Genomic DNA, 18,945 nt, shown 5'->3' on the forward strand with positions numbered 1-18,945 from the left:
AAGGTGGGGGTAGCAGGATCGCCGGAAACCTCCGGCCGCAGCGGCGCGTCACTCATGGGGCGAGATCATAAGCGCGGCCCTGGTGCTTCACTGACGCTCTTCGACCGCCAGATCCTGCGGATGGCGGATCTGGTGGCGGGCCTCGAAGCTGGCGCTGGCGCCAGCGGCCAGCGGCTGCTGCCAGGCGATCATGCCGTTACGGTCGTTCCAGCGCGTGGTGGCCGGCTGCGGGTTGTATTGGGACTGCACGCGGATCTGCTCATTGCGCGAGACGGGTGCCGCGTCCACCACCTGCAGTTCGATGGCGCGGTCATGGCGGTTGTCCACCTGGAAGCGCCGCGTGACCTGGCGTTCGGTGCTGCTGCTGAGCAGGCCGCCGCTGCCCGTGGCCGAGTCCACGGGCAGGTTGCGCACCACCACCTTGTCATCGCGGCCGAAGGACAGGCCCTGGGCCAGCGCGGCGGCGTTGCCGAAGTCCAGCCGGCCCTGGCCGGCGAAGGCGCCATCGCGGAACAGGGCCACGGGGCCTGCGGGCCAGACACCGGCCGGTACGGCCAGCTGGGCCACCAAGTAGGCGGCCTCTTCCACGGCGGGCGCCGTGCGCGTGAGCAGGGTGGCCGGCAGGTTCTGCGAGCCCAGGGCCAGGGTCACGCGCTCGCTGCTGGAGGGCACGCTGATGCGGTAGGGCACGGAGAACTGCGTGGCGTAGGCGGTGTTGAGGCTGGCGACATCGAGCACCGGCAGTTCGGCGGCCTCGCCGGCCGCCCCGGGCTTGCGGGCGCGCTCCAGCATCATCGCAGGGGCCGCCGGGGCCGGCGCTGCCGCAGGGGCCATGGCGGCCACGGGGCGGGGCCGTTCCACATCCAGCGTCCAGGGATTGGGCAGGCGCGCCTGCGTGCTGCGCGAAGGCTGGCCCGTGGACAGCAGCAGCTGCACCTGGCTCCAGTCCTCGCCGCTGTTCTGGGCCACCAGGGCCAGGCGTTCGATGGCCACCGTGCCCTTGGCCGGGTCCAGCTGGGCGCGGTAGGTGGGCTGCCAGCTCGGGCCGCGCACCTGGTAGGTGAGCTGCACATTGGCATCGGCCGGGCTGGCCAGTTGCACGGTGACCTTCATCACCTGGGCGTTGCCTGCGCCCGTGCGGTCGCGTTCGAGCTGCAGCGGCCTGAGCTGCTCCTGCAGCGCCTGCTTTTGCCGCAGGATCTGGTGGGCGCGCAGCGTGTTGCCACGGCTGGTGCTGCGCAGCGCCTCGGTGGCGGCGCCCAGCTGGCTGGCGGCGGGCAGGGCGGGGGCTTTGGCGTCATCGCCGGGCTTGGCCAGGCCCTGCAGGTAGTCGCCCACGAGCTTGGCGGCGGACTCGTCGGCCTCCAGCGCGGCCAGCTGGTCTTCCAGCGTGCGGATCTGCTGCTCCAGCGGGCTGGCGCAGGCCTTGGAGGCCAGTTCGCGCGGCTGCGACTGCAGCTTGTAGTCGCCCAGGCGCACGCCGGCATCGGCGCTGACCTGCAGGCTCTGCGGGTCGATGGAGCCGGGCAGGCACTCGAACACCAGCTGGCGCGTGGCGGCCGTGATGCGCGCCGTGCGCTCCACCGAGGCCACGCCCGCATACAGGGTGACGCGCGCGATGGGGGCGCGGGCGACGGTGGCTTCCTGGGCTTGTGCCTGGGCCTGGACCGGGGTGCCTGCCAGCAGGAAGCAGGCGGCGGCCAGGGCAGAGAGGGCGGGCAGGGCGGAGCGTTGAACCATGGGCAGTCCTTCTCGGATGAAAGTGGTTTGGCGCGGCGTCAGGCCGCAGCGAAGTGGTCGAATGAGGTCCACCGGGGCGCCATGGCCGCTCCGTCCGGGCCGATCAGCCGCAGGCCGGGCGGGGCCTCGATGCAGCCTATGCGCGTCACGCGCGTGGCGCTGGCGCGGCCTGCGGCCTGCACGGCATCGCGCCGGTCGGCCGGGGCCGTGAAGCACAGCTCGTAGTCGTCGCCGCCGGACAGGGTGCACTGGTGCAGCAGGTCGATGGCCAGGGGCGTGTGCCGGCCGGCATCGAGCAGGGGCGTGACCAGGCGCGTGTCCAGGCTGGCGCCCACGCGGGATTGCTCGAGGATGTGGCCCAGGTCGCCCAGCAGGCCGTCGCTCACATCCAGCGCGCTGCTGGCAATGCCGCGCAGCGCCTGGCCCAGGGCCACGCGCGGCGTGGGCGCTTCCAGGCGCTGGCGCGCGGCGGCCAGCGTGCCGGGTGGCAGGGTGGTGTGGCCCAGCAGGGCTTCCAGCGCCAGGCGGGCATCGCCCAGGCTGCCGCTGACCCAGATGTCGTCGCCCGCGCGCGCACCGCTGCGCAGCAGGGCCTGGCCGGGCGGCACTTCGCCGAAGACGGTGATGCAGATGTTCAAGGGCCCCTGGGTGGTGTCGCCGCCGACCAGCTCGCAGCCGTGGGCGTCGGCCAGGGCCAGCAGGCCGGCCGCAAACGCCTCGGTCCAGGCCGCATCGGCACGCGGCAGGGACAGGGCCAGGGTGAAGGCCAGCGGGCGCGCGCCGCAGGCCGCCAGGTCGGACAGGTTCACGGCCAGGGATTTGTGGCCCAGCAGGCGCGGGTCCACGTCGGCGAAGAAATGCCGGCCCTCGACCAGCATGTCGCTGGAGACGGCCAGCTGCATGCCCGGCGCCGGGGCGAGCAGGGCGCAGTCATCGCCCACGCCCAGGGCGGCGCGGCGCACGGGGCGCTGGAAGAAGCGGCGGATCAGGTCGAATTCACCCACGGTGGCGGCTTTCGGATGCGTTTGGCGATCGGGCTATTGTGCTGCGAGGTTCGTGCTGCCCCGTATCAGGTGGTCTCGCCCACACCGGGCCGATGCTCCAGCGCCAGCGCGTGGAAGGCCTGGGCGGCCGGCGACAGGCTGCGCTGGCGCCTGCGCACCAGGTACAGGTCGCGCCGGCGGTCGGCATCGGCCAGCGGGCGCGTCACCAGGCCAGGCTGCACGAAGTGGAACAGCGCCAGGGCCGGCACCACGCTGATGCCCAGGCCCGCGCGCACCATGCCCATCACGGTGGCCAGGTGCTCCACTTCCAGCAAGGTGTTGAGGGGCGGGGCCTGCTCCTGCGATTCCAGGTACTGGCGCACGCTGCTGTGGCGGGCGAGCTGGATGAAGGGCTGGTCCCGCAGGTCGGCCATGGTCGGCGCGGGCAGGGCCGCCAGCGCATGGTCGGCGCGGCAGACCAGGTGCAGACGGTCGGCGCAGAACCATTCGGCCTGCAGCTCCTCGGTGTCGGCGCGGATGGCGGCCAGCGCCAGGTCGGCCTGGCCCGAGGCCACCTGGGCGATGCAGGACTCGGACAGCAGGTCCGACACCTGCAGCTGTATGCCCGGATGGCGCGCATGGAACAGCGCCAGCACGGGCGGCAGCCAGGCCGCCGCCAGCGAAGGCAGCAGGGCGATGGACACGCGCCCGCGCTGCAGCGCCGCCGCCTCGCGCAGGCCGTGCACGGCATCGCCCAGGTCGGCGCGTATGCGCTGCGCGGCATCGAGGAACTGCGCCCCCTCCTGCGTCAGCGCCACGTGGCGCGTGCTGCGGTCGAACAGGCGCACGCCCACGCCGTCTTCCAGCCCCTTGATCAGGGCGCTGAAGGCCGGCTGCGACAGATGGCAGCGCTGCGCGGCCAGGGTGAAGCTGCTGAGCTGGGCCAGGGCGATGAAGGCATCGAGCTGGCGGGAGGAGATATTCATCTGTTTTTTGGATGAGTTGATCCGAATAATCGATTTCACAGATTAGCAGCCCTTGCCTACATTGGCCTGCATGGACCATCTGGAAACCTTCTTTGCCCCGGACAAGCCCCCGCTGTGGGTGGGCTGCGCAGCCGGCTTCTCGGGCGACCGCACCGATGCCGCCGCGCCCGTGGTGCGCGCCCTGGCGGCCAGCGGCCAGAGCGCCTGCCTGATCTTCGAGACCCTGGCCGAGCGCACGCTGGCGCTGGCCCAGCTCGCGCGCCGCGAGCAGCCCGACGCGGGCTACGAACCCCTGCTGGAGGACCTGCTGGAGCCCGTGCTGGCCGACTGCCTGGCGCATGGCATACGCATCGTCAGCAACTTCGGTGCGGCGAATCCCGAAGGCGCGGCGCGCTGCATCCAGCGGTTGGCGCAGCGCCTGGGCCTGCGCGTGCCGCGCATCGCCGTGGTGCATGGCGACGACGTCAGCGGCCCGGCGTACCGCGGGGCGCTGCGGGCCGCGCTGGGCGCGGAGTTTCCCGAGGATTCGCTGGTCAGTGCCAACGCCTACATCGGCGCGCGCGCGATTGCCGAGGCCCTGCAGGCCGGCGCCGAGATCGTGGTGGCCGGCCGTGTGTCCGACCCCTCGCTGACCCTGGGGCCGGCCATGGCGCATTTCGGCTGGGCCTGGGACGACTGGGACCGCCTGGCGCGCGCCACCATGGCCGGCCACCTGCTGGAATGCGGCGCCCAGGTCACGGGCGGCTACTTCGCCGACCCGGGCTTCAAGGACGTGCAGGGCCTGGCGCGGCTGGGCTATCCCATTGCCATCATCGAGCCCTCGGGCGACTGCACCATCACCAAGCCCGAAGGCACGGGCGGCCTGGTCAGCGAACGCACGGTCAAGGAACAGCTGCTGTACGAGGTGCACGACCCGGCCGCCTACCTGACGCCCGACGTGGTGGCCGACCTGTCCGAGGCCGAGGTGCACCAGGTGGGGCCTGACGCCGTGCGCCTGAGCGGCGTGCGCGGCCATGCGCACAACGGCCACTACAAGGTCAATGTCTGCCATGCCTCGGGCTGGCTGGCCGAGGGCGAGATCTCCTATGCCGGCCCGCGCGCCCTGGAGCGCGCCCGGCTGGCCGGCGAGGTGCTGCGCGAGCGCCTGGGCGGCGAGGCCGCAGGCGACCTGCGCCTGGACTGGATCGGCGTGGCCAGCGTGCTGGGCGACGACGCCGGCCGCTGGCGCGACGCGCAGCCGGCCAGCGCAGCCGCCCCCCAGGACGTGCGCCTGCGCGCCGCCTGGCTGCGCCCCACGCAGGCCCAGGCGCAGCGCCTGCCGCGCGAGGTCAATGCGCTGTACACCTGCGGGCCGGCCGGCGGCGGCGGCGTGCGCACGGCGCTGCGCGCGCGGCTGGGCACGGTGTCCTGCCTGCTGGCGCAGCAGAGCGTCGCCACCGGGTGGAAGTGGGCCGAGGAAGAGATCGACAAAGGGGTCGAGAAAGAGGCCGGGAAAGAAGCCGGGGAGCACGCCGCATGAACACACTGCCAACCACGATGCCCGTCACCGTGCCGTTGTACCGCCTGGCGCACGGGCGCACGGGGGACAAGGGCAACCGCTCCAACATCAGCCTCATCGCCTGGAATGCCGCCTGCTGGCCCGTGCTGGTGGAGCAGATCACCGAAGAGCGCGTGGCCGCGCACTTCGCCGCCCGGCGCCCTGCGCGCGTGCAGCGCTTCGTGCTGCAGCGCCTGCAGGCCATGAACTGGGTGCTGGACGCGGTGCTGGACGGCGGCGTCAACGACGCGCTCAACCTCGACAGCCACGGCAAGGCGCTGTCGTACTGGCTGCTGCAGATGCAGGTCCACATACCGGCCTCGCTGCTGCCCCACCTGGCGCCGGAGTAGCCGGCAGCACCCGCCCGTCACACATTCATCACAACAAAGGAGACAGACATGAACCTTTCGCACAACTTCCCCCGCCGCCATGCGCTCGTGCTGGCTGCCTGCGCGCTGGCAGCCGCCGCCGCACCGGCGCTGGCACAGGACTATCCGTCCAAGCCCATCACCTTCGTCGTGCCGTTTGCGGCCGGCAGCGCCACCGACCAGCTGGCACGGGCGCTGGGCCAGGCCGTGACCACGGCGACCAAGCAGGCCGTGGTGGTCGAGAACAAGGGCGGCGCCAGCGGCATGATCGCGGCCCAGCAGGTGGCGCGCTCGGCGGCCGATGGCTACACGGTGCTGATCACCACCAACACCACGCATGCGGCCAACCAGCATCTGTACAAGAAGCTGCCCTATGACGCGGTCAAGGACTTCGCGCCCGTGGCCGGGCTGGGCAAGGGCGGCCAGGTGCTGGTGGTGCGCGCCGATGCGCCGTACAAGAACGTGGGCGACCTGCTGGCGGCGGCGAAGAAGCAGCCGGGCAAGCTGTCGTTCGGCAGCGGCAGCTCCTCCAGCCGCGTGGCCGGTGAAATGCTCAAGCAGCTGGCCGGCGTGGACCTGATGCACGTGCCCTACAAGAGCAATCCGCTGGCCATCACCGACCTGCTGGGCGGCCAGATCGATCTGATGATCACCGACACCTCCACCGGCGTGCCCCAGGTCAAGTCGGGCAAGCTGCGCGCCCTGGGCTACTCCACCACCAAACGCAGCCCGCAGCTGCCCGAGGTGCCCACGCTGGAGGAAGCCGGCGTCAAGGGCTATGACATGGGCTACTGGTTCGCGGCCTACGCGCCCGCTGGCACGCCCGAGGCCGTGGTGGCCCGGCTCAACCGCCTTCTGTCCGACGCCGTGCACAGCGCGGGCGCCAAGTCCTTCTTCGAGATGTCCGGCTCCGAGGGCTGGACCGCAACGCCCCAGGAGCTGGCCGCCTTCCAGGCGGGCGAGACCCAGAAGTGGGGCCAGGTGATCAAGGCCGCCGGCATCCAGCCCGAGTAGGCCGCTCCCCGCTCTCCCGTTCCCCGCTCTCCCGTTCCCTTTTTATCCGAACCGTCCTAGGCCGCCGCAATGCACGGCGGCCAGGGCGGAGCCTTGCCTGTGCCATGACCCCAAGGAGACAACATGCACATCAGATCCACCCATCCACTGGCCCTTGCCCTGGCCGCATCCGGCCTGCTGACCGCCTGCGGCGGCAGTGACTCGCCCGCCGGTTCGCAGGCGCCGCGCATGCAGCTGAGCATCAGCGCCACCGAGGACTTTGCCGGCAGCTACGGCAGTGTCGGCGCCTACGAAAAAGTGACCGGCGTGCTGCGCGGCGAGCTGGACCCGGCCGACCCGAAGAACGCCGTGATCCAGGACCTGGCGCTGGCGCCCGTCAATGCGCGCGGCATGGTCGAGTACAGCACCGACTTCGTCATGCTCAAGCCCAAGGACATGTCCAAGGCCAGCGGCGTGCTGCGCTATGACGCGCCCAACCGCGGCAACATCCTGACCATGCCCAACCCCACGGCCACGCCCGGCGATGCGGTCTACCTGGAGCGCGGCTACGTGCTGCTGTATTCGGCCTGGCAGGGCGATGTGCCCAAGTCCACGCCCGCGCGCCTGACGGTCACTGTGCCCGTGGCCCGCAACAAGGACGGCAGCAGCATCACGGGCAGCTACCGCACCGAGCTGGTCCCGGCCGCCGCCGTGCCCTCCATGGCCCTGCCCGGCGGCGTGTTCAACGGAAGCATGATCCCCTACGAGCCCGCCAGCCTGGACAACACGCAGGCCGGCTACTCGCTCACGCGCCGCATCAACGAAACCGATGCGCGCCAGACCGTGCCTGCGGGCGACTGGAAGTTCGCCAGCTGCGATGCCGCCGCCAATCCCTTCCCCGGCACGCCTGCGGCCACCAGCGTCTGCCTGAAGGGCGGGTTCGATCCGCAGTACCTCTACGAGCTGGTCTATGTGGCCAAGGACCCCAAGGTCATGGGCGTGGGCCTGGCGGCGCTGCGCGATACGGTGAGCTTCTTCCGCGCCAAGGCGGCCGACGCCGACGGCAAGGCCAATCCGCTGGCCGGGCGCATCACGCACACCATCGGCCAGGGCACCTCGCAGTCGGGCAATGCCATGAAGACCTTCCTGCACCTGGGCTTCAACCAGGCGCTCGATGGCGGCAAGGTCTTCGACGGCATGTATGCCCACGTGGCCGCGCGCCAGACCAACATCAACACGCGCTTCGCCGTGCCCGGCGGCGGGGGCGGCCTGCGCACCGACCACACGGCCTTCGGCCAGACCGCGCCGCGCGGCCTGGACAAGGACTACAGCGATGAGGTCAGCGGCCGCCAGGGCGGCGTGATGAAGCGCTGCGAAGCCAGCAATACCTGCCCCAAGTTCTTCCTGGGCCTGTCGGGCACGGAGTTCTGGCAGCTGCAGGGCTCGCCCGTGCTGACCGATGCCCATGGCCTGCGCGACATCGCCCAGCCCGCCAATGCGCGCATCTACTACTACGCCAGCACCCAGCATGGCGGCGCAGGCGGCACGGCCAGCATCGGCTATGCGCCCACGCGCAATGTCTATCCGGCCGGCACCGTGGTGCACTTCAACGACACGTTCCGCGCGCTGTTCATCGCGCTGGAGGACTGGGTGGTGCGCGGCACCGAGCCGCCGGCCAGCCAGGTGCCCAAGCTGGCCGACGGCACCCTGGTGCGGCCCGACAAGCTGGTCTTTCCCGCCATGAAGGGCCTGAACTGGAGCGTGGGCGGCGTGCAGACCGCCATCCCCGAGTTCCGCTACCTGGCGCGCCACAACGGCTTTGCGCTGCTCGACTTCGGCCCGCAGTACGTGCCGCAGGACGAAAGCGGCATCGCCACGCTGCAACCGCCGCGCGCCACGGGCAAGGACTACGCCATCCTCGTGCCCCAGGTCGATGCGGCCACCGGCCTCACGCGTGCCGGCATCCGCAGCGTGGAGGCGCGGGCACCGCTGGGCACCAGCATGGAGTTCAACTACGTGGCCACGCCGGGCATCGTGGACCTGTCCAACCTCACGGGCAGCTTCATCCCCTTCCACAAGACGCGCGCGGCGCGGCTGGCGGCCGGTGACGGGCGGCCTTCACTGGAGGAGCTGTATGTCGACCAGGCCGGCTACGTGAGCGCCGTCACGGCTGCGGCCCAGGACCTGGTGCGCCAGCGCCTGCTGCTGCAGCGCGACGCCGACGCGCAGATCACCGCCGCGCGTGCGGCGGCGGTGCTGCCTTGAGCCTGCGCTGAACGCAGGCCTCAGACGGCCTGGCCGCGAAAGCGCATGGCCGCCTGGCGCGAGACCTCGGCCAGCAGCTGCTCGCTGCGCTGGCGTTCGCGCAGCCAGCGGGCATCGTTGCTGCCGGCGGCCACGTCGCTGCGCAGCAGATGCAGGGCGGGCGCGGCGCCATGGCGGGCCGCGTAGTCGGCCACGGCATCCATGGTCTTGAGGATGTGGTCGGCCAGCGGCATGTGCTCGCCCGTGGCCGGGTCCACGTACACGGCCTCCAGGCCGAAGCGGCAGGCCTGGAAGCGGTTGTAGGTGTAGACCAGGTAGTCGTCTTCCACGGGCGTGAAGGGCTGGGTGTCCATGAACCAGGCGGCCAGCGCCTGCACGTAGCCGGACAGGGCGGCTGCCCGCTCGATGGTCAGCGGCGTGTCGAACACGCGGATCTCGATGGTGCCGAACTCGGGCTTGGGCCGGATGTCCCAGTAGAAGTCCTTCATGCTCTTGACCACGCCCGTGCGCGTCATCTTGTCGAAGTACTGCTCGAACTCGCTCCAGTGCAGCACGCAGGGCGCGCGGCCCGACAGCGGAAAGGCGAACACCGAGTTCAGCCGCGCCGAGTCGAAGGCCGTGTCGTGGCCCTGAACATAGGGGCTGGAGGCCGACAGCGCAATGAAGTGCGGGATGTAGCGCGACATGCGGTGCAGCATCAGCAGGGCCGCGTCGGCGTCGGGGCAGCCGATGTGCACGTGCTGGCCGAAGATGGTGAACTGCTTGGACAGGTAGCCGTACAGCTGCGACAGCTCCTGGAAGCGCGGCTTGTCGTAGATGCGCCGCTCATGCCACTGCTGGAAGGGGTGGGTGCCGCCGCCCACCACGGCGATGTTGAGCTTGTCGGCGCTTTTGACCAGCGCATCGCGGATCTGGCTGAGCTGGCCCAGCACCTCCGAGGCCGAATGGCAGACGCTGGTGGAGATCTCGATCATGCTGTTCGTCATCTCGGGCACCACGCTGCCGGGCAGCGGGTTCTTGAGCATGAGGCGCAGCATGTCCTCGGCGTAGGGGGCCAGGTCGTAGTCGTGGGTGTTGACCAGCTGCAGTTCCAGCTCCACGCCCAGGGTCAGCGGTTCGGACGAGTTGAAGGCTTCAAGACTCACGTTCATCTCCTGCGGTATTCGTGCGGCTCAGCGGCTTCCAGGGACGGGAGCTTTCGCCGGAGCGGTAGATGGCCACGGTGGCCAGGGCGGCGCCCAGCACCTCCATCACCAAAATGGTGGGCAGGGCCACGCCCGCGATCTGCGCGCCCAGCTCGGGCGCGGCGGCCACGAACTGCGATGCAATCAGCAGCGCCACCGACGACATGGGCGCCATGGCGCAGCCCACCCAGAAGGCCTGGCGCCAGTTGGCGCCCGTGCCCACATTGCCCACGGCCACACCCATGGTCTTGGCGACCAGGCGTGCCAGGATCACGGCGCCCACCACGCCGGCCACCGGCGCGCTCCAGTCGGCCTGCGCGGCCACGGTGGAGACCAGCACGAACATCAGCATGGTCAGCAGCGAGGCCGCCGTGCCCAGCTGGCGGGGCCAGGCCCAGGGGCGCGGGTTGAACTGCTTGAGCAGGATGCCGCCCAGCAGCGCCGCCAGCGGCGCCGAGCCGCCCAGGTACGAGGCCACGGGCACGCTGGCCGAGATCAGGGTGAGAAAGAGGATGGAGGTGTTCTCGCTGGCCGGGCTCATGAAGCGCAGCGCCAGGCGCATCAGCACGGCCAGCACCAGGGCCACGGCCACCGAGACGCCCAGCACCACCAGCACCGGCATGATCGAGGCCACGAAGCCCGCCTTGGGCTGCGTCAGCATGCCCGCCTTGGCGCTGCCCAGGGCCAGCGCATACAGCGTGGACAGGGTGGCCAGCACCAGGCCGCGATCGGTCACGGCACCTGCGGCACGCATGTCGGCCACCACGCGCGTCAGCACCAGGGGCGAGGCCGCCATGGCCACCAGGGCCAGCGGCCCGGCCACTTCGGGGGCCACGCCCAGCCAGCCCAGCACCAGGGAGACCAGCACATAGGTCAACGCGGATTCGGCCACGCTTTGCACCAGCACCATGGGGTTGTGGCGGAACCAGCGCAGCGTGATGCGCCCGCCGCATTCGAACAGCACGATGGCCACGCCCAGCTCCAGCAGGAACAATCCCGTGCCCTGCAGCGGCCAGGCGGTATTGGCGCCAAAGCCGATCAGCCCGGCAATGCCGCCGACCAGCGAATAGCCGACCACCTTGGGCAGGGCCGCATGGCGCTGGCAGGCGTAACCCACCATGGTGGCCACGGCCAGCAGCAGGGACCATTGCACCGTGGCCAACCCGGCCGATGGCCGCAGCCACGGTTCCCAGAAGCTCAGCATGTCATTCATAAGCGAGGTCCTTTGCGCGAGCCAGTGGCCCGCAAGCGAAGCTCCGCAAGGCCTTCCCTGCGGCGCGGGCAAGCCCGCGTCCCGTGCGCATGGCACGGGGACACTTCGTTGGCGATCCACTGGCGTGACTGCCGGGCTGCAAGGCCGGGCGGGCACGCCAGCACGTGGGTTCCGCGTGGTTCCCGAGGTCCCGCAGGCTCAGGGGCGGAAGAAACTCAGCGGCGCTGTGCGCAGACGGCGGCGGATGGCCGAATAGATGCGCGAGCGGTCGACTCCGCTGACATTGTGTGCCCTCATCGCAACGCGGAATGCCAGATAAAAGCTGACAGTGACATTCAACGCGCCATTGACCGGCAGTAGGGCAACCGCCCACCAGAACATGTCGGAGTGCAGCACCTGCCAGCCCAGGGCCGCCATGGCGGCACCGATCTGGCCTGCCGACAGCGTGACGTGGCGCACCTCCAGCCCCAGGCCGAAGAAGGCCGCGAACGCGGGCACCAAGCCCAGCATCATGCCCAGCGAGACGTTGGCTGCAAAGCCCGAAATGTTCTTGCGCCAGAAATGCGCCCAGCGGTCGGCGCGCTTGGCACCCAGCCAGCGCGTGATGCCGGGGTTGTAGCGGATCACCGAGTCCAGCCGGCGCAGCACGAACCAGTTCTCGGCCCAGCCCGCGATCAGGCTGCTGGCGAACAGCAGCACGCCCGTGAAGGCCGCGAACAGCGGCGACATGCCAAGCAGGCTCAGCGAGTCGAGCACGGCAATCGCATGCGGCCCGTCAATCGGCGTGTGGCCGAACAGCTGGGCATAGCCCAGCGACAGCAGCAGCACCATGGGCAGCACCACCAGCACGTTGCCCAGCACCGCCGCCACCTGCGAGCGCACCAGGTGGGCGACCTCGTCCACGAACTCCTCGATGGCCTCGCTGGCGCGCAGGTCCTTGAGCTTGGCGGCCATGGCCGGTGCCGTCATGGCCGGCTGCTTGGTCGCCACCGTGAAGTGCAGCAGCTGGATCAGCACAAAGCTGATGGAGTAGTTGATGCCCGCCGCCAGCCCGCCCCAGAATGCCGACAGCCCCAGCGCGTAGAGCGCGAATTTCAGCAGCGTGGTGAAGGCCATCACGAAGCCGCCGCCGGCGGCCTTGGTTGCCATGGACAGGTATTCGCGGCCGGTGCGCGTGATGTAGTGCTCGCCCGTCTCGGCGCTGCGCTCGGCCACCTTGGCCGCCAGCAGCGAGGTGTTGGTGGACAGCAGCGCGCGCAGGCTGCGCCGCTCGATGCCCACGGACACCAGGTTGGCCAACAGGTCGGCCGTCTCGGTGGCGCGGTTGTCGGCCACAAGGCAGTCCAGCAGGCGGCGCACGCGCAAAATGCGCGCGCGCAGCTGGCGCAGGCGGAACACCAGGCCCACCGAAATCCCTTCGGACTCGAAATGGGTGTAGACCGATGTCACGGCCGCGCGGCAGGCATCCAGGCGCTCGCGCAGCCGGGCCTCGGCCGCATCGCGCCGGTCATTGGTGCGCAGCGCGTGCATCACCTCCACGCGCAGGCTCTCGGCGTCGTGGATCAGGGCGTGGAAGGGCTGGTCGTCGCGCGCCTGCTCGTCCATGCGCAGGCGCAGTTCGGGCGAGAAGCCCGTGGACAGGATCTGCCCCGTGCAATAGGTGATGGAGCCCAGCAGGCTGTTCTGCCAGAAGCTGCTGCCCTGGCCCTCGCTGCCGTCGGTCAGCAGCAGTGCGATGCGTTCGAGCAGCGGCGCCTCCAGCGCGTGCAGCCAGCGCGCGTCGAATTCGTCGGGCATGGCCAGCATGAACAGCTCGGAGGCATCCACCGTCTCCGGCGTGCTGGGCAGCAGCTTGTAGCGTGCGCGCTCGGACAGCTCGCTGAACATGTTGGTGCGCGGCGCAAAGCCGAAATCGGCCAGCAGCGCCGTGATGTCCACGGTGTCGATGAAGCGCAGCCACCAGGCATGCAGGCGCTGGCGCACGGCCGGGTCGGCCTCCACGGCCTCCACCAGCAACTGCACACGCTGCACGGCGCCGTCCACCGACGGCTTGGGCGCGCGCACCCACTCCAGCAGGTGGATCAGCCAGATATGGCGGTGCGCGAGGTCGGCCTCGGGGTCGAGTGCGGCCAGAAGGCCGGGCAGGTCTTGGGTGATTCGCTTCATGTAGGGGTCTTGCGGCAGGGCGGAAGACTAGCGCCTCCCCCGAGGAACGCGCTCAGTGCAGCACGCGGTTGTCAGGGTCTGGAAAGCTGTCGCCGCCAGCGCCCGACTGCAGATGAAAGCGCGGGATGGGGCACTCGAAGACCTCGCCCTCGTGGCTGATGCACAGATAGCTGCCCTGCATGCTGCCGTTGGGCGTGCGCAGCTGGCAGCCGCTGGTGTACTCGAAGGTCTCGCCGGGCTGCAGCAGCGGCTGGCGGCCGATCACCCCCAGGCCCTTGACCTCTTCGACATGGCCCAGTTCGTTGGTGATGATCCAGTGGCGCGCGATCAACTGGCCCGGCACCTGGCCGGTATTGGTCACGGTGATCGTGTAGGAGAAGGCGTATACGCCCGCCGCTGGAGCGGATTGCTCTGGCAAAAAGGCGGGGCGGACCTGGACCTGGAACTCGTTCATGGGCATGGCGGCAATGGTAACTGCCCGCAATGTACCGGCTTGCGAACGTCCCCACGCGCCGCCGCCCATGGCTTTGTGCCGTCGCTGGTGCCGGCATGGGCTAGCTGCGACAATCGCAGGCCATGAGCCCCACCTACCGCATCGCCCCCTCCATCCTGTCTGCCGACTTCGCCCGTCTGGGTGACGAGGTCAAGAATGTGATCGCCTCCGGCGCCGACTGGATCCACTTCGACGTGATGGACAACCACTACGTGCCCAACCTCACGTTCGGTCCCATGATCTGCGAGGCCCTGAAGCCCCATGCGAAGACGCCCGACGGCCAGCCCGTGCCCATCGACGTGCACCTGATGGTCTCGCCCGTGGACGAACTGGCCACGGCCTTCGCCAAGGCCGGCGCCGACTACATCAGCTTCCACCCCGATGCCACGGCCCACGTGCACCGCAGCATCCAGAACATCCGCGCCCAGGGCGCCAAGCCCGGCCTGGTGTTCAACCCCGCCGCCCCGCTGGACGTGCTGGACTGGGTCATCGACGACATCGACCTCATCTTGCTGATGAGTGTGAACCCCGGCTTCGGCGGCCAGAGCTTCATCGACAGCACGCTGCGCAAGATCGAGGCCGCGCGCAAGCGCATCGAGGCCAGCGGCCGCGACATCCGCCTGGAAGTGGACGGCGGCATCAAGGAAACCAACATCCGCCGCGTGGCCGATGCCGGTGCCGACACCTTCGTGGCGGGCAGCGCCATCTTCGGCAAGCCTGACTACAAGGCCGTGATCGACGCCATGCGCGGCGCCCTGGCGGCCTGAGCTTCGGCCTGCCTCCAGCAAAAAAGGGCCCGCGAATTGCGGGCCCTTTTTGTTGCCAACGGCGCTTTCAGCCGCCCAGCTCATGCTCTCCGGGCATGACGAAGATGCTCTTGCCCTGCGTGTCGAAACCGGGCGGCGCAAAGCGCGCCACCGGGACATGGTTGTGCTGGATGGAGCTGACCTTCCACGCGAATGTGCGGCCCTGGCTGGTGAAATTCACGGTTTCGCCGCAGGCGATATTGATGGGCGCTTTCTGCGATAGATCGACAGTACGGTAGACGCCCGCAGGCGCGGGCGATCCGTAATAGGATTTGCCGTTTGCAAAGCGTTCCGCATGGGCCGGCAATGCAGCCATGACGATTGCTGCGGTGCCCAATATGAATATGGATTTCATTGAATATGCCTCCGAAATAGGGCGGATACATGGGCGGATTCATGAAATCCGCCATGAACTGTATTCAGTCCATGGCGGAGACTGTAGAGTCATCGGCTTCTATATATCCGGGCAGCCGGATGACATTTCAGCCATATTGCCGCAAATGCGTGGAAATCTTCAGAAACTGTGGCGCATGCCGAGTTCAGCGCCTGTGGAGCTGCCGCCCGCAGCCAATCCGGTGGTGCCGCCATTGAGGCTGAAATTGGCCCCGCCCTTGTTGGTCACGCGTGCAAGGGTTCCGTACAGCGCTGTGCGCCGCGACAGGTTGTGCACATAGCCGATCGCATACCTGTTGGCATCGCTGCCATTGAAGGCAACCGGTCCACGGCGCGAATCGGTGCGCACATAGGAGGCGCGGATGTAGTTCGCACCCACGGGCACGGTAAGGCCGACCTGCCAGCGGTCCTCGGAGCCCGCGATGCGGGTTCCATAGGTGCCATAGGGCAGGTCCTCGCGCTGGAAATACCCCATCAGCTTGGCAAAGCCGAAATCGTAGGAGGCGCCTGCGCCGTATTGCTTGAGCTTGGTGCCCGCAGCGTTCACATCGGTCGAGCCATAGGTGAGCGCCAGGTTCAGAGGACCGTTGTCGTAGGTCAGGCGGCTGCCGAAATGGCGGCCGGCGCTGCTCACGGGGTCTTCGTCCAGGGCATACATCACTTCTGCCTGGAAACCGCTCCATTTGGGAGTGAAGTACTGGATGGCGTTGTCGCTGCGGTAGTAGTTCGAGAAGGTGCCGGGCAGGCGGCTGATGATGTTGGAGTTTGCCAGGCCGATCACGTTGAACGGGTCGAACTTGGTGGGATTTTGCGCGGCCGGCGTGAAATCGCGGCCCAGGCGCAGCTCGCCGAAGCCGCCCGCCAAGCTCACCGTGGAGCGGCGCTGGAAGAACTTGCCATTGGCGTTTGTCGTGCCGGTGTCGGCATAGAGGTCTGACTCCAGCCAGAACTCGGCCCTCAATCCGCCGCCCAGATCCTCGGTGCCGCGAAAGCCAAACCGGCCCGATGACAGCCCGCTGTTGTTCATGGTCATGTTGCTGGGCAGATCGCTGTTCTTCACGTAGCGCCCATTGACGTCAACGATGCCGAACAGGGTGATGGATGACTGCGCGCTGGCCGCCAGCGAAATGACGGGCAGTGCGGCCGCCAATATACGATTGAATTTCATGCCTGGTCCTTGTATTGAATGTGGATTCCATGCGCATCCATTTCAAAACGGATGCTGTTGTAAATACTAGAATTCACAGGGCGGCGCCAGGAGCCTTGAAAAGGAATCGACGGGGGGTGGCAAGCCAATCACAGGTTTTTAGGGCTCAACATGTTCCGTCCGGCCAACACCAATGGATTGCAATACCATTCATGGCAGTTATCTTTCTTCAATATGTCTTGAATGTCACTTTTCTGTTGGGTAGATGGATTCTGGAGATTGCTAGCATCCCGGGGGTTGAATCCGGTAAAGAAGAAAAAATCAACTCGTATCGGGTTGTTGATACGGCTGTGAGCGGGTATCGCAAGATAGGAGGGGACAGAAAAATGCGGCGCGAGGATGTCAAGCTGAGGATGCTGGCCAGGCGAGGGGACACGGGTGCCAGGCTTCAGCTCGGGGAGGCGTATCTGACCGGGGGCCCCGGCGTTTCCAGGAGCATCCCGGTGGGGTTGGAGTATCTGCAGGCCGCACTGCCGCAGGCCAGGCGCCAGGCCTCGGTCTGCATAGCCTTGCATCTGCCGCTCAGGGAGTTGCTGGAGCACGGGCTGCTGGAGACCCTGAGGATCGCGGCGGAGTACGAGGATGTCGGGCGCCAGAAGCTTGCCGCCTGGCATCTCATCCGGGGGGAGCTCGATCTGGCGCTGGAGTGCCTTGGCAAGTGCAGCGCCGCACTGCCAAGCCATCTGGCAAGCAGCGTGTCTGCGCACACATCCGGTGAGCTGCTGCAGGCGTTGCAGATCCTGCGCGCCATACAGCCGCTGGACATTGCCGAAGTCATGGCCTGCGAGGCCCGGCAGGCCATGGCCAAGGGCCAGTCGCACCGCGCCGTGCGGATGCTGGAGCTCCTGCGCGACCTGCCTCATGCCGCTCATGGCCCGGTCATGCAGCAGCTGATTGCCGACCTGGTCCACCAGGCGGAGGTGGCGGGCCATGACCTGGGACGGCTGACCGTGGGCTGTATCGAAGCCAGCCTGGACCGGTGCGCCGCCAATGGAGACGTGCGCGCCTGCCACGTGCTTGGACGGGCGCTTTCGGGGCTGCCCTGTGCACACCTGGCTCCCGAAAACCTCGTGAATGCGCAGAACCTGCGCAAGGCCGCAGCCCTGCTGCTGCGCGCTGCCGATGGCGGCATCGTCACCGCCTGGCTGCACCTGTTCCGCATCTGCTCCGACTACCGCAGCTCGGTGGCCAATCCCACCCTGGCACGCTTTTGCCTGGAGAAGGCGGCACGTCACGGGCTGCCCGAGGCCGAGCGCCGTCTGGGTGCACTGGTGCTGCGTGATGCCACGCACATCGAACCCATGGAACAGGGCGTGGCCCTGCTCCATGCTGCAGCGGCCAAGGGGGACGTGCTGGCCGGGCTGCTGCTGCGTTCCTTGCTGCTGCCCGTGGGCGGTGACAACGAGGAGGAGGCCCTCGCGGCCATCGAGGCCGTACAGCCAGATGCCCCGCTGCTGGCCATGCGCCTGCGCCTGGCGCGCGTGTTCGGGCTCACCAAGCTGGAGGCGCTGTCGGTCAATCCCTCGACCGCCATGCGTCCCTGGGGGCTGGTGGTGGGCCACAACCCCCTGGTGGCCAAGGCCCGGCTGTGCGAGCCCCGTGCCGTGCCCGCGACCACGCCCGATGCCCAGCGCTGCCTGGAGCAGGCCGCGTCCATGTTCTCGGCGCAGCACGGGGAATCCCTGGCGCCGGAAGGCTCGCTGAGGGCCCGATCCCTGCAGATGCGGCGGCTGTTTCACCGCCTGCAGATCAGTGAAACGGTCTTCTTCGCTTCTGCCTCCTCACAGCAGCGCGATGCCATTCGCATTGGCACGAAATGGGCCAGGCGGCAGCAGCAGATCCTCCGGCAGGTGCTGGCCTGAGCCTCGCCTGTGCCCGCGTGCGAAGGAAAAGACATGAAGATCCTGATCGTGGATGCCCACCCGCCGTCGGCGCAGTACCTGTGCCAGGGCCTGTGCCAGGACGGATTCAACGTCGATGTCGTGCATGACGGTCTGCAGGGCCGCAACCTGGCACTGAGCCGCGCCTACAGCCTGCTCGTGCTGGATCTGGAACTGCCTGGCCAGAGCGGGCGTGCGGTCCTGCAGACCCTGCTCCAGGCGGGCGACACGCCCACCATCGTGGTCACCGCAAACGACAGTCTGGAGGACCAGGTGTTCTGCCTGCAGAACGGCGCCGATGACTACCTGGTCAAACCCGTCAGGTTGCCGGTGTTCCTGGCCCGTGCACGGCTGCGGATGCGAGGCTCTGCCGGCCAGGAGGGCCTGCGCCTGACATTGGCGGATCTGGTGCTGGACCTGTCGAAAAAGCGGGCCGAGCGTGCCGGCCGGCGACTGGACCTGACTCGCCAGGAATTCGCCGTGCTGTGGCTGCTGCTGCAGCGCCAGGGCGATGTGGTCACGCGCGCCGAACTGGTGCAGCAGGTCTGGAGCCTGCCCGTCGATGCGCTGAACAACGTGGTGGATGTGGCGGTGTGCAGGCTGCGCAGCAAGCTCGATGATCCCTATGCGGTCAAGCTGCTGCACACGGTGCGCGGCATGGGCTACTTGCTGGCGTTGCGCGACGGGGATCCCGCCAAGTAGCCCTCATCTGCACTGCCCTGCTTTGCTCT

Annotated in this window: 16 protein-coding genes; 7 read left to right on the top strand and 9 right to left on the bottom strand. The window is 68.6% G+C overall.

Features of this window, described 5'->3' with window-relative positions:
* Positions 1-87: 87 nt before the first annotated feature.
* From IAE24_RS06530 to IAE24_RS06540, 3 genes are all read right to left on the bottom strand, one after another.
* Positions 88-1,740: a DUF4139 domain-containing protein gene (locus tag IAE24_RS06530; RefSeq protein WP_199960471.1), complete on the bottom strand. Its 1,653-nt coding sequence runs from the start codon at positions 1,738-1,740 to the stop codon at positions 88-90.
* Between the two features lie 38 nt (positions 1,741-1,778).
* Complete coding sequence (thiL, locus tag IAE24_RS06535; protein WP_199960470.1) at positions 1,779-2,744, bottom strand: thiamine-phosphate kinase; 966 nt, start codon at positions 2,742-2,744, stop codon at positions 1,779-1,781.
* A gap of 65 nt (positions 2,745-2,809) precedes the next feature.
* Positions 2,810-3,709: a LysR family transcriptional regulator gene (locus IAE24_RS06540; RefSeq protein ID WP_192368944.1), complete on the bottom strand. Its 900-nt coding sequence runs from the start codon at positions 3,707-3,709 to the stop codon at positions 2,810-2,812.
* A gap of 70 nt (positions 3,710-3,779) precedes the next feature.
* Between IAE24_RS06540 and IAE24_RS06545 the strand changes: the two genes are divergently transcribed.
* The 4 genes from IAE24_RS06545 to IAE24_RS06560 all read left to right on the top strand — a co-directional run bounded on the left by IAE24_RS06545 (position 3,780) and on the right by IAE24_RS06560 (position 8,872).
* Entirely contained in the window at positions 3,780-5,228 is a 1,449-nt protein-coding gene (locus IAE24_RS06545) for an acyclic terpene utilization AtuA family protein (protein ID WP_199960469.1), read from the top strand.
* Complete coding sequence (locus IAE24_RS06550; RefSeq protein ID WP_013804720.1) at positions 5,225-5,596, top strand: AtuA-related protein; 372 nt, start codon at positions 5,225-5,227, stop codon at positions 5,594-5,596. Before IAE24_RS06545 ends, IAE24_RS06550 begins: the two co-directional genes overlap by 4 nt.
* A gap of 48 nt (positions 5,597-5,644) precedes the next feature.
* The gene (locus IAE24_RS06555) at positions 5,645-6,628 is read left to right on the top strand and encodes a Bug family tripartite tricarboxylate transporter substrate binding protein (protein WP_199960468.1); all 984 of its coding nucleotides are present in this window, start codon (positions 5,645-5,647) and stop codon (positions 6,626-6,628) included.
* Between the two features lie 123 nt (positions 6,629-6,751).
* The gene (locus tag IAE24_RS06560; RefSeq protein ID WP_199960467.1) at positions 6,752-8,872 is read left to right on the top strand and encodes an alpha/beta hydrolase domain-containing protein; all 2,121 of its coding nucleotides are present in this window, start codon (positions 6,752-6,754) and stop codon (positions 8,870-8,872) included.
* Between the two features lie 20 nt (positions 8,873-8,892).
* Here IAE24_RS06560 and IAE24_RS06565 read toward each other — a convergent pair whose 3' ends face one another.
* The 4 genes from IAE24_RS06565 to apaG all read right to left on the bottom strand — a co-directional run bounded on the left by IAE24_RS06565 (position 8,893) and on the right by apaG (position 13,895).
* Positions 8,893-10,017, bottom strand: a complete 1,125-nt coding sequence (locus IAE24_RS06565) for a YbdK family carboxylate-amine ligase (protein WP_013804717.1) — start codon at positions 10,015-10,017, stop codon at positions 8,893-8,895.
* Positions 10,007-11,269, bottom strand: coding sequence for a cation:proton antiporter (locus IAE24_RS06570; RefSeq protein WP_043820084.1), 1,263 nt, complete (start codon positions 11,267-11,269; stop codon positions 10,007-10,009). Before IAE24_RS06570 ends, IAE24_RS06565 begins: the two co-directional genes overlap by 11 nt.
* 198 nt (positions 11,270-11,467) lie before the next feature.
* Positions 11,468-13,435: a site-specific recombinase gene (locus IAE24_RS06575; RefSeq protein ID WP_012202652.1), complete on the bottom strand. Its 1,968-nt coding sequence runs from the start codon at positions 13,433-13,435 to the stop codon at positions 11,468-11,470.
* Between the two features lie 52 nt (positions 13,436-13,487).
* A complete protein-coding gene (apaG, locus tag IAE24_RS06580; RefSeq protein WP_034367895.1) occupies positions 13,488-13,895 on the bottom strand; it encodes a Co2+/Mg2+ efflux protein ApaG in 408 nt (135 codons plus the stop codon).
* Between the two features lie 116 nt (positions 13,896-14,011).
* Between apaG and rpe the strand changes: the two genes are divergently transcribed.
* On the top strand, positions 14,012-14,695 hold the full coding sequence (gene rpe, locus IAE24_RS06585) for a ribulose-phosphate 3-epimerase (protein WP_012202654.1): 684 nt from the start codon (positions 14,012-14,014) through the stop codon (positions 14,693-14,695).
* 67 nt (positions 14,696-14,762) lie between these two features.
* On the opposite strand, the gene IAE24_RS06590 is transcribed toward rpe, so the two are convergent.
* Together IAE24_RS06590 and IAE24_RS06595 are read right to left on the bottom strand one after the other, a co-directional pair.
* Positions 14,763-15,089, bottom strand: a complete 327-nt coding sequence (locus IAE24_RS06590) for a CzcE family metal-binding protein (protein ID WP_013804714.1) — start codon at positions 15,087-15,089, stop codon at positions 14,763-14,765.
* 159 nt (positions 15,090-15,248) lie between these two features.
* Positions 15,249-16,295 carry a porin gene (locus tag IAE24_RS06595; RefSeq protein WP_013804713.1) on the bottom strand — a complete coding sequence of 349 codons (1,047 nt, stop codon included), beginning with the start codon at positions 16,293-16,295 and terminating at the stop codon, positions 15,249-15,251.
* A gap of 482 nt (positions 16,296-16,777) precedes the next feature.
* On the opposite strand from IAE24_RS06595, the gene IAE24_RS06600 reads away from it, so the two are divergent.
* The gene (locus IAE24_RS06600; RefSeq protein ID WP_325100515.1) at positions 16,778-18,196 is read left to right on the top strand and encodes a hypothetical protein; all 1,419 of its coding nucleotides are present in this window, start codon (positions 16,778-16,780) and stop codon (positions 18,194-18,196) included.
* A 33-nt stretch (positions 18,197-18,229) separates the two neighbouring features.
* Positions 18,230-18,916, top strand: coding sequence for a winged helix-turn-helix domain-containing protein (locus IAE24_RS06605; protein ID WP_180318378.1), 687 nt, complete (start codon positions 18,230-18,232; stop codon positions 18,914-18,916).
* Positions 18,917-18,945 lie beyond the last annotated feature (29 nt).

This window comes from Delftia sp. S65 (genome assembly GCF_016516495.1).
GTDB classification, from domain to species: domain Bacteria; phylum Pseudomonadota; class Gammaproteobacteria; order Burkholderiales; family Burkholderiaceae_C; genus Comamonas; species Comamonas acidovorans.

Excerpts from the sequence above, each read along its gene's own strand:
- IAE24_RS06530 (WP_199960471.1), bottom strand. The coding sequence starts at position 1,740 with ATGGTTCAACGCTCCGCCCTGCCCGCCCTCTCTGCCCTGGCCGCCGCC.
- IAE24_RS06540 (WP_192368944.1), bottom strand. The coding sequence starts at position 3,709 with ATGAATATCTCCTCCCGCCAGCTCGATGCCTTCATCGCCCTGGCCCAG.
- IAE24_RS06545 (WP_199960469.1), top strand. The coding sequence starts at position 3,780 with ATGGACCATCTGGAAACCTTCTTTGCCCCGGACAAGCCCCCGCTGTGG.
- IAE24_RS06550 (WP_013804720.1), top strand. The coding sequence starts at position 5,225 with ATGAACACACTGCCAACCACGATGCCCGTCACCGTGCCGTTGTACCGC.
- IAE24_RS06555 (WP_199960468.1), top strand. The coding sequence starts at position 5,645 with ATGAACCTTTCGCACAACTTCCCCCGCCGCCATGCGCTCGTGCTGGCT.
- IAE24_RS06560 (WP_199960467.1), top strand. The coding sequence starts at position 6,752 with ATGCACATCAGATCCACCCATCCACTGGCCCTTGCCCTGGCCGCATCC.
- IAE24_RS06570 (WP_043820084.1), bottom strand. The coding sequence starts at position 11,269 with ATGAATGACATGCTGAGCTTCTGGGAACCGTGGCTGCGGCCATCGGCC.
- IAE24_RS06575 (WP_012202652.1), bottom strand. The coding sequence starts at position 13,435 with ATGAAGCGAATCACCCAAGACCTGCCCGGCCTTCTGGCCGCACTCGAC.
- apaG (WP_034367895.1), bottom strand. The coding sequence starts at position 13,895 with ATGCCCATGAACGAGTTCCAGGTCCAGGTCCGCCCCGCCTTTTTGCCA.
- rpe (WP_012202654.1), top strand. The coding sequence starts at position 14,012 with ATGAGCCCCACCTACCGCATCGCCCCCTCCATCCTGTCTGCCGACTTC.
- IAE24_RS06590 (WP_013804714.1), bottom strand. The coding sequence starts at position 15,089 with ATGAAATCCATATTCATATTGGGCACCGCAGCAATCGTCATGGCTGCA.
- IAE24_RS06595 (WP_013804713.1), bottom strand. The coding sequence starts at position 16,295 with ATGAAATTCAATCGTATATTGGCGGCCGCACTGCCCGTCATTTCGCTG.
- IAE24_RS06605 (WP_180318378.1), top strand. The coding sequence starts at position 18,230 with ATGAAGATCCTGATCGTGGATGCCCACCCGCCGTCGGCGCAGTACCTG.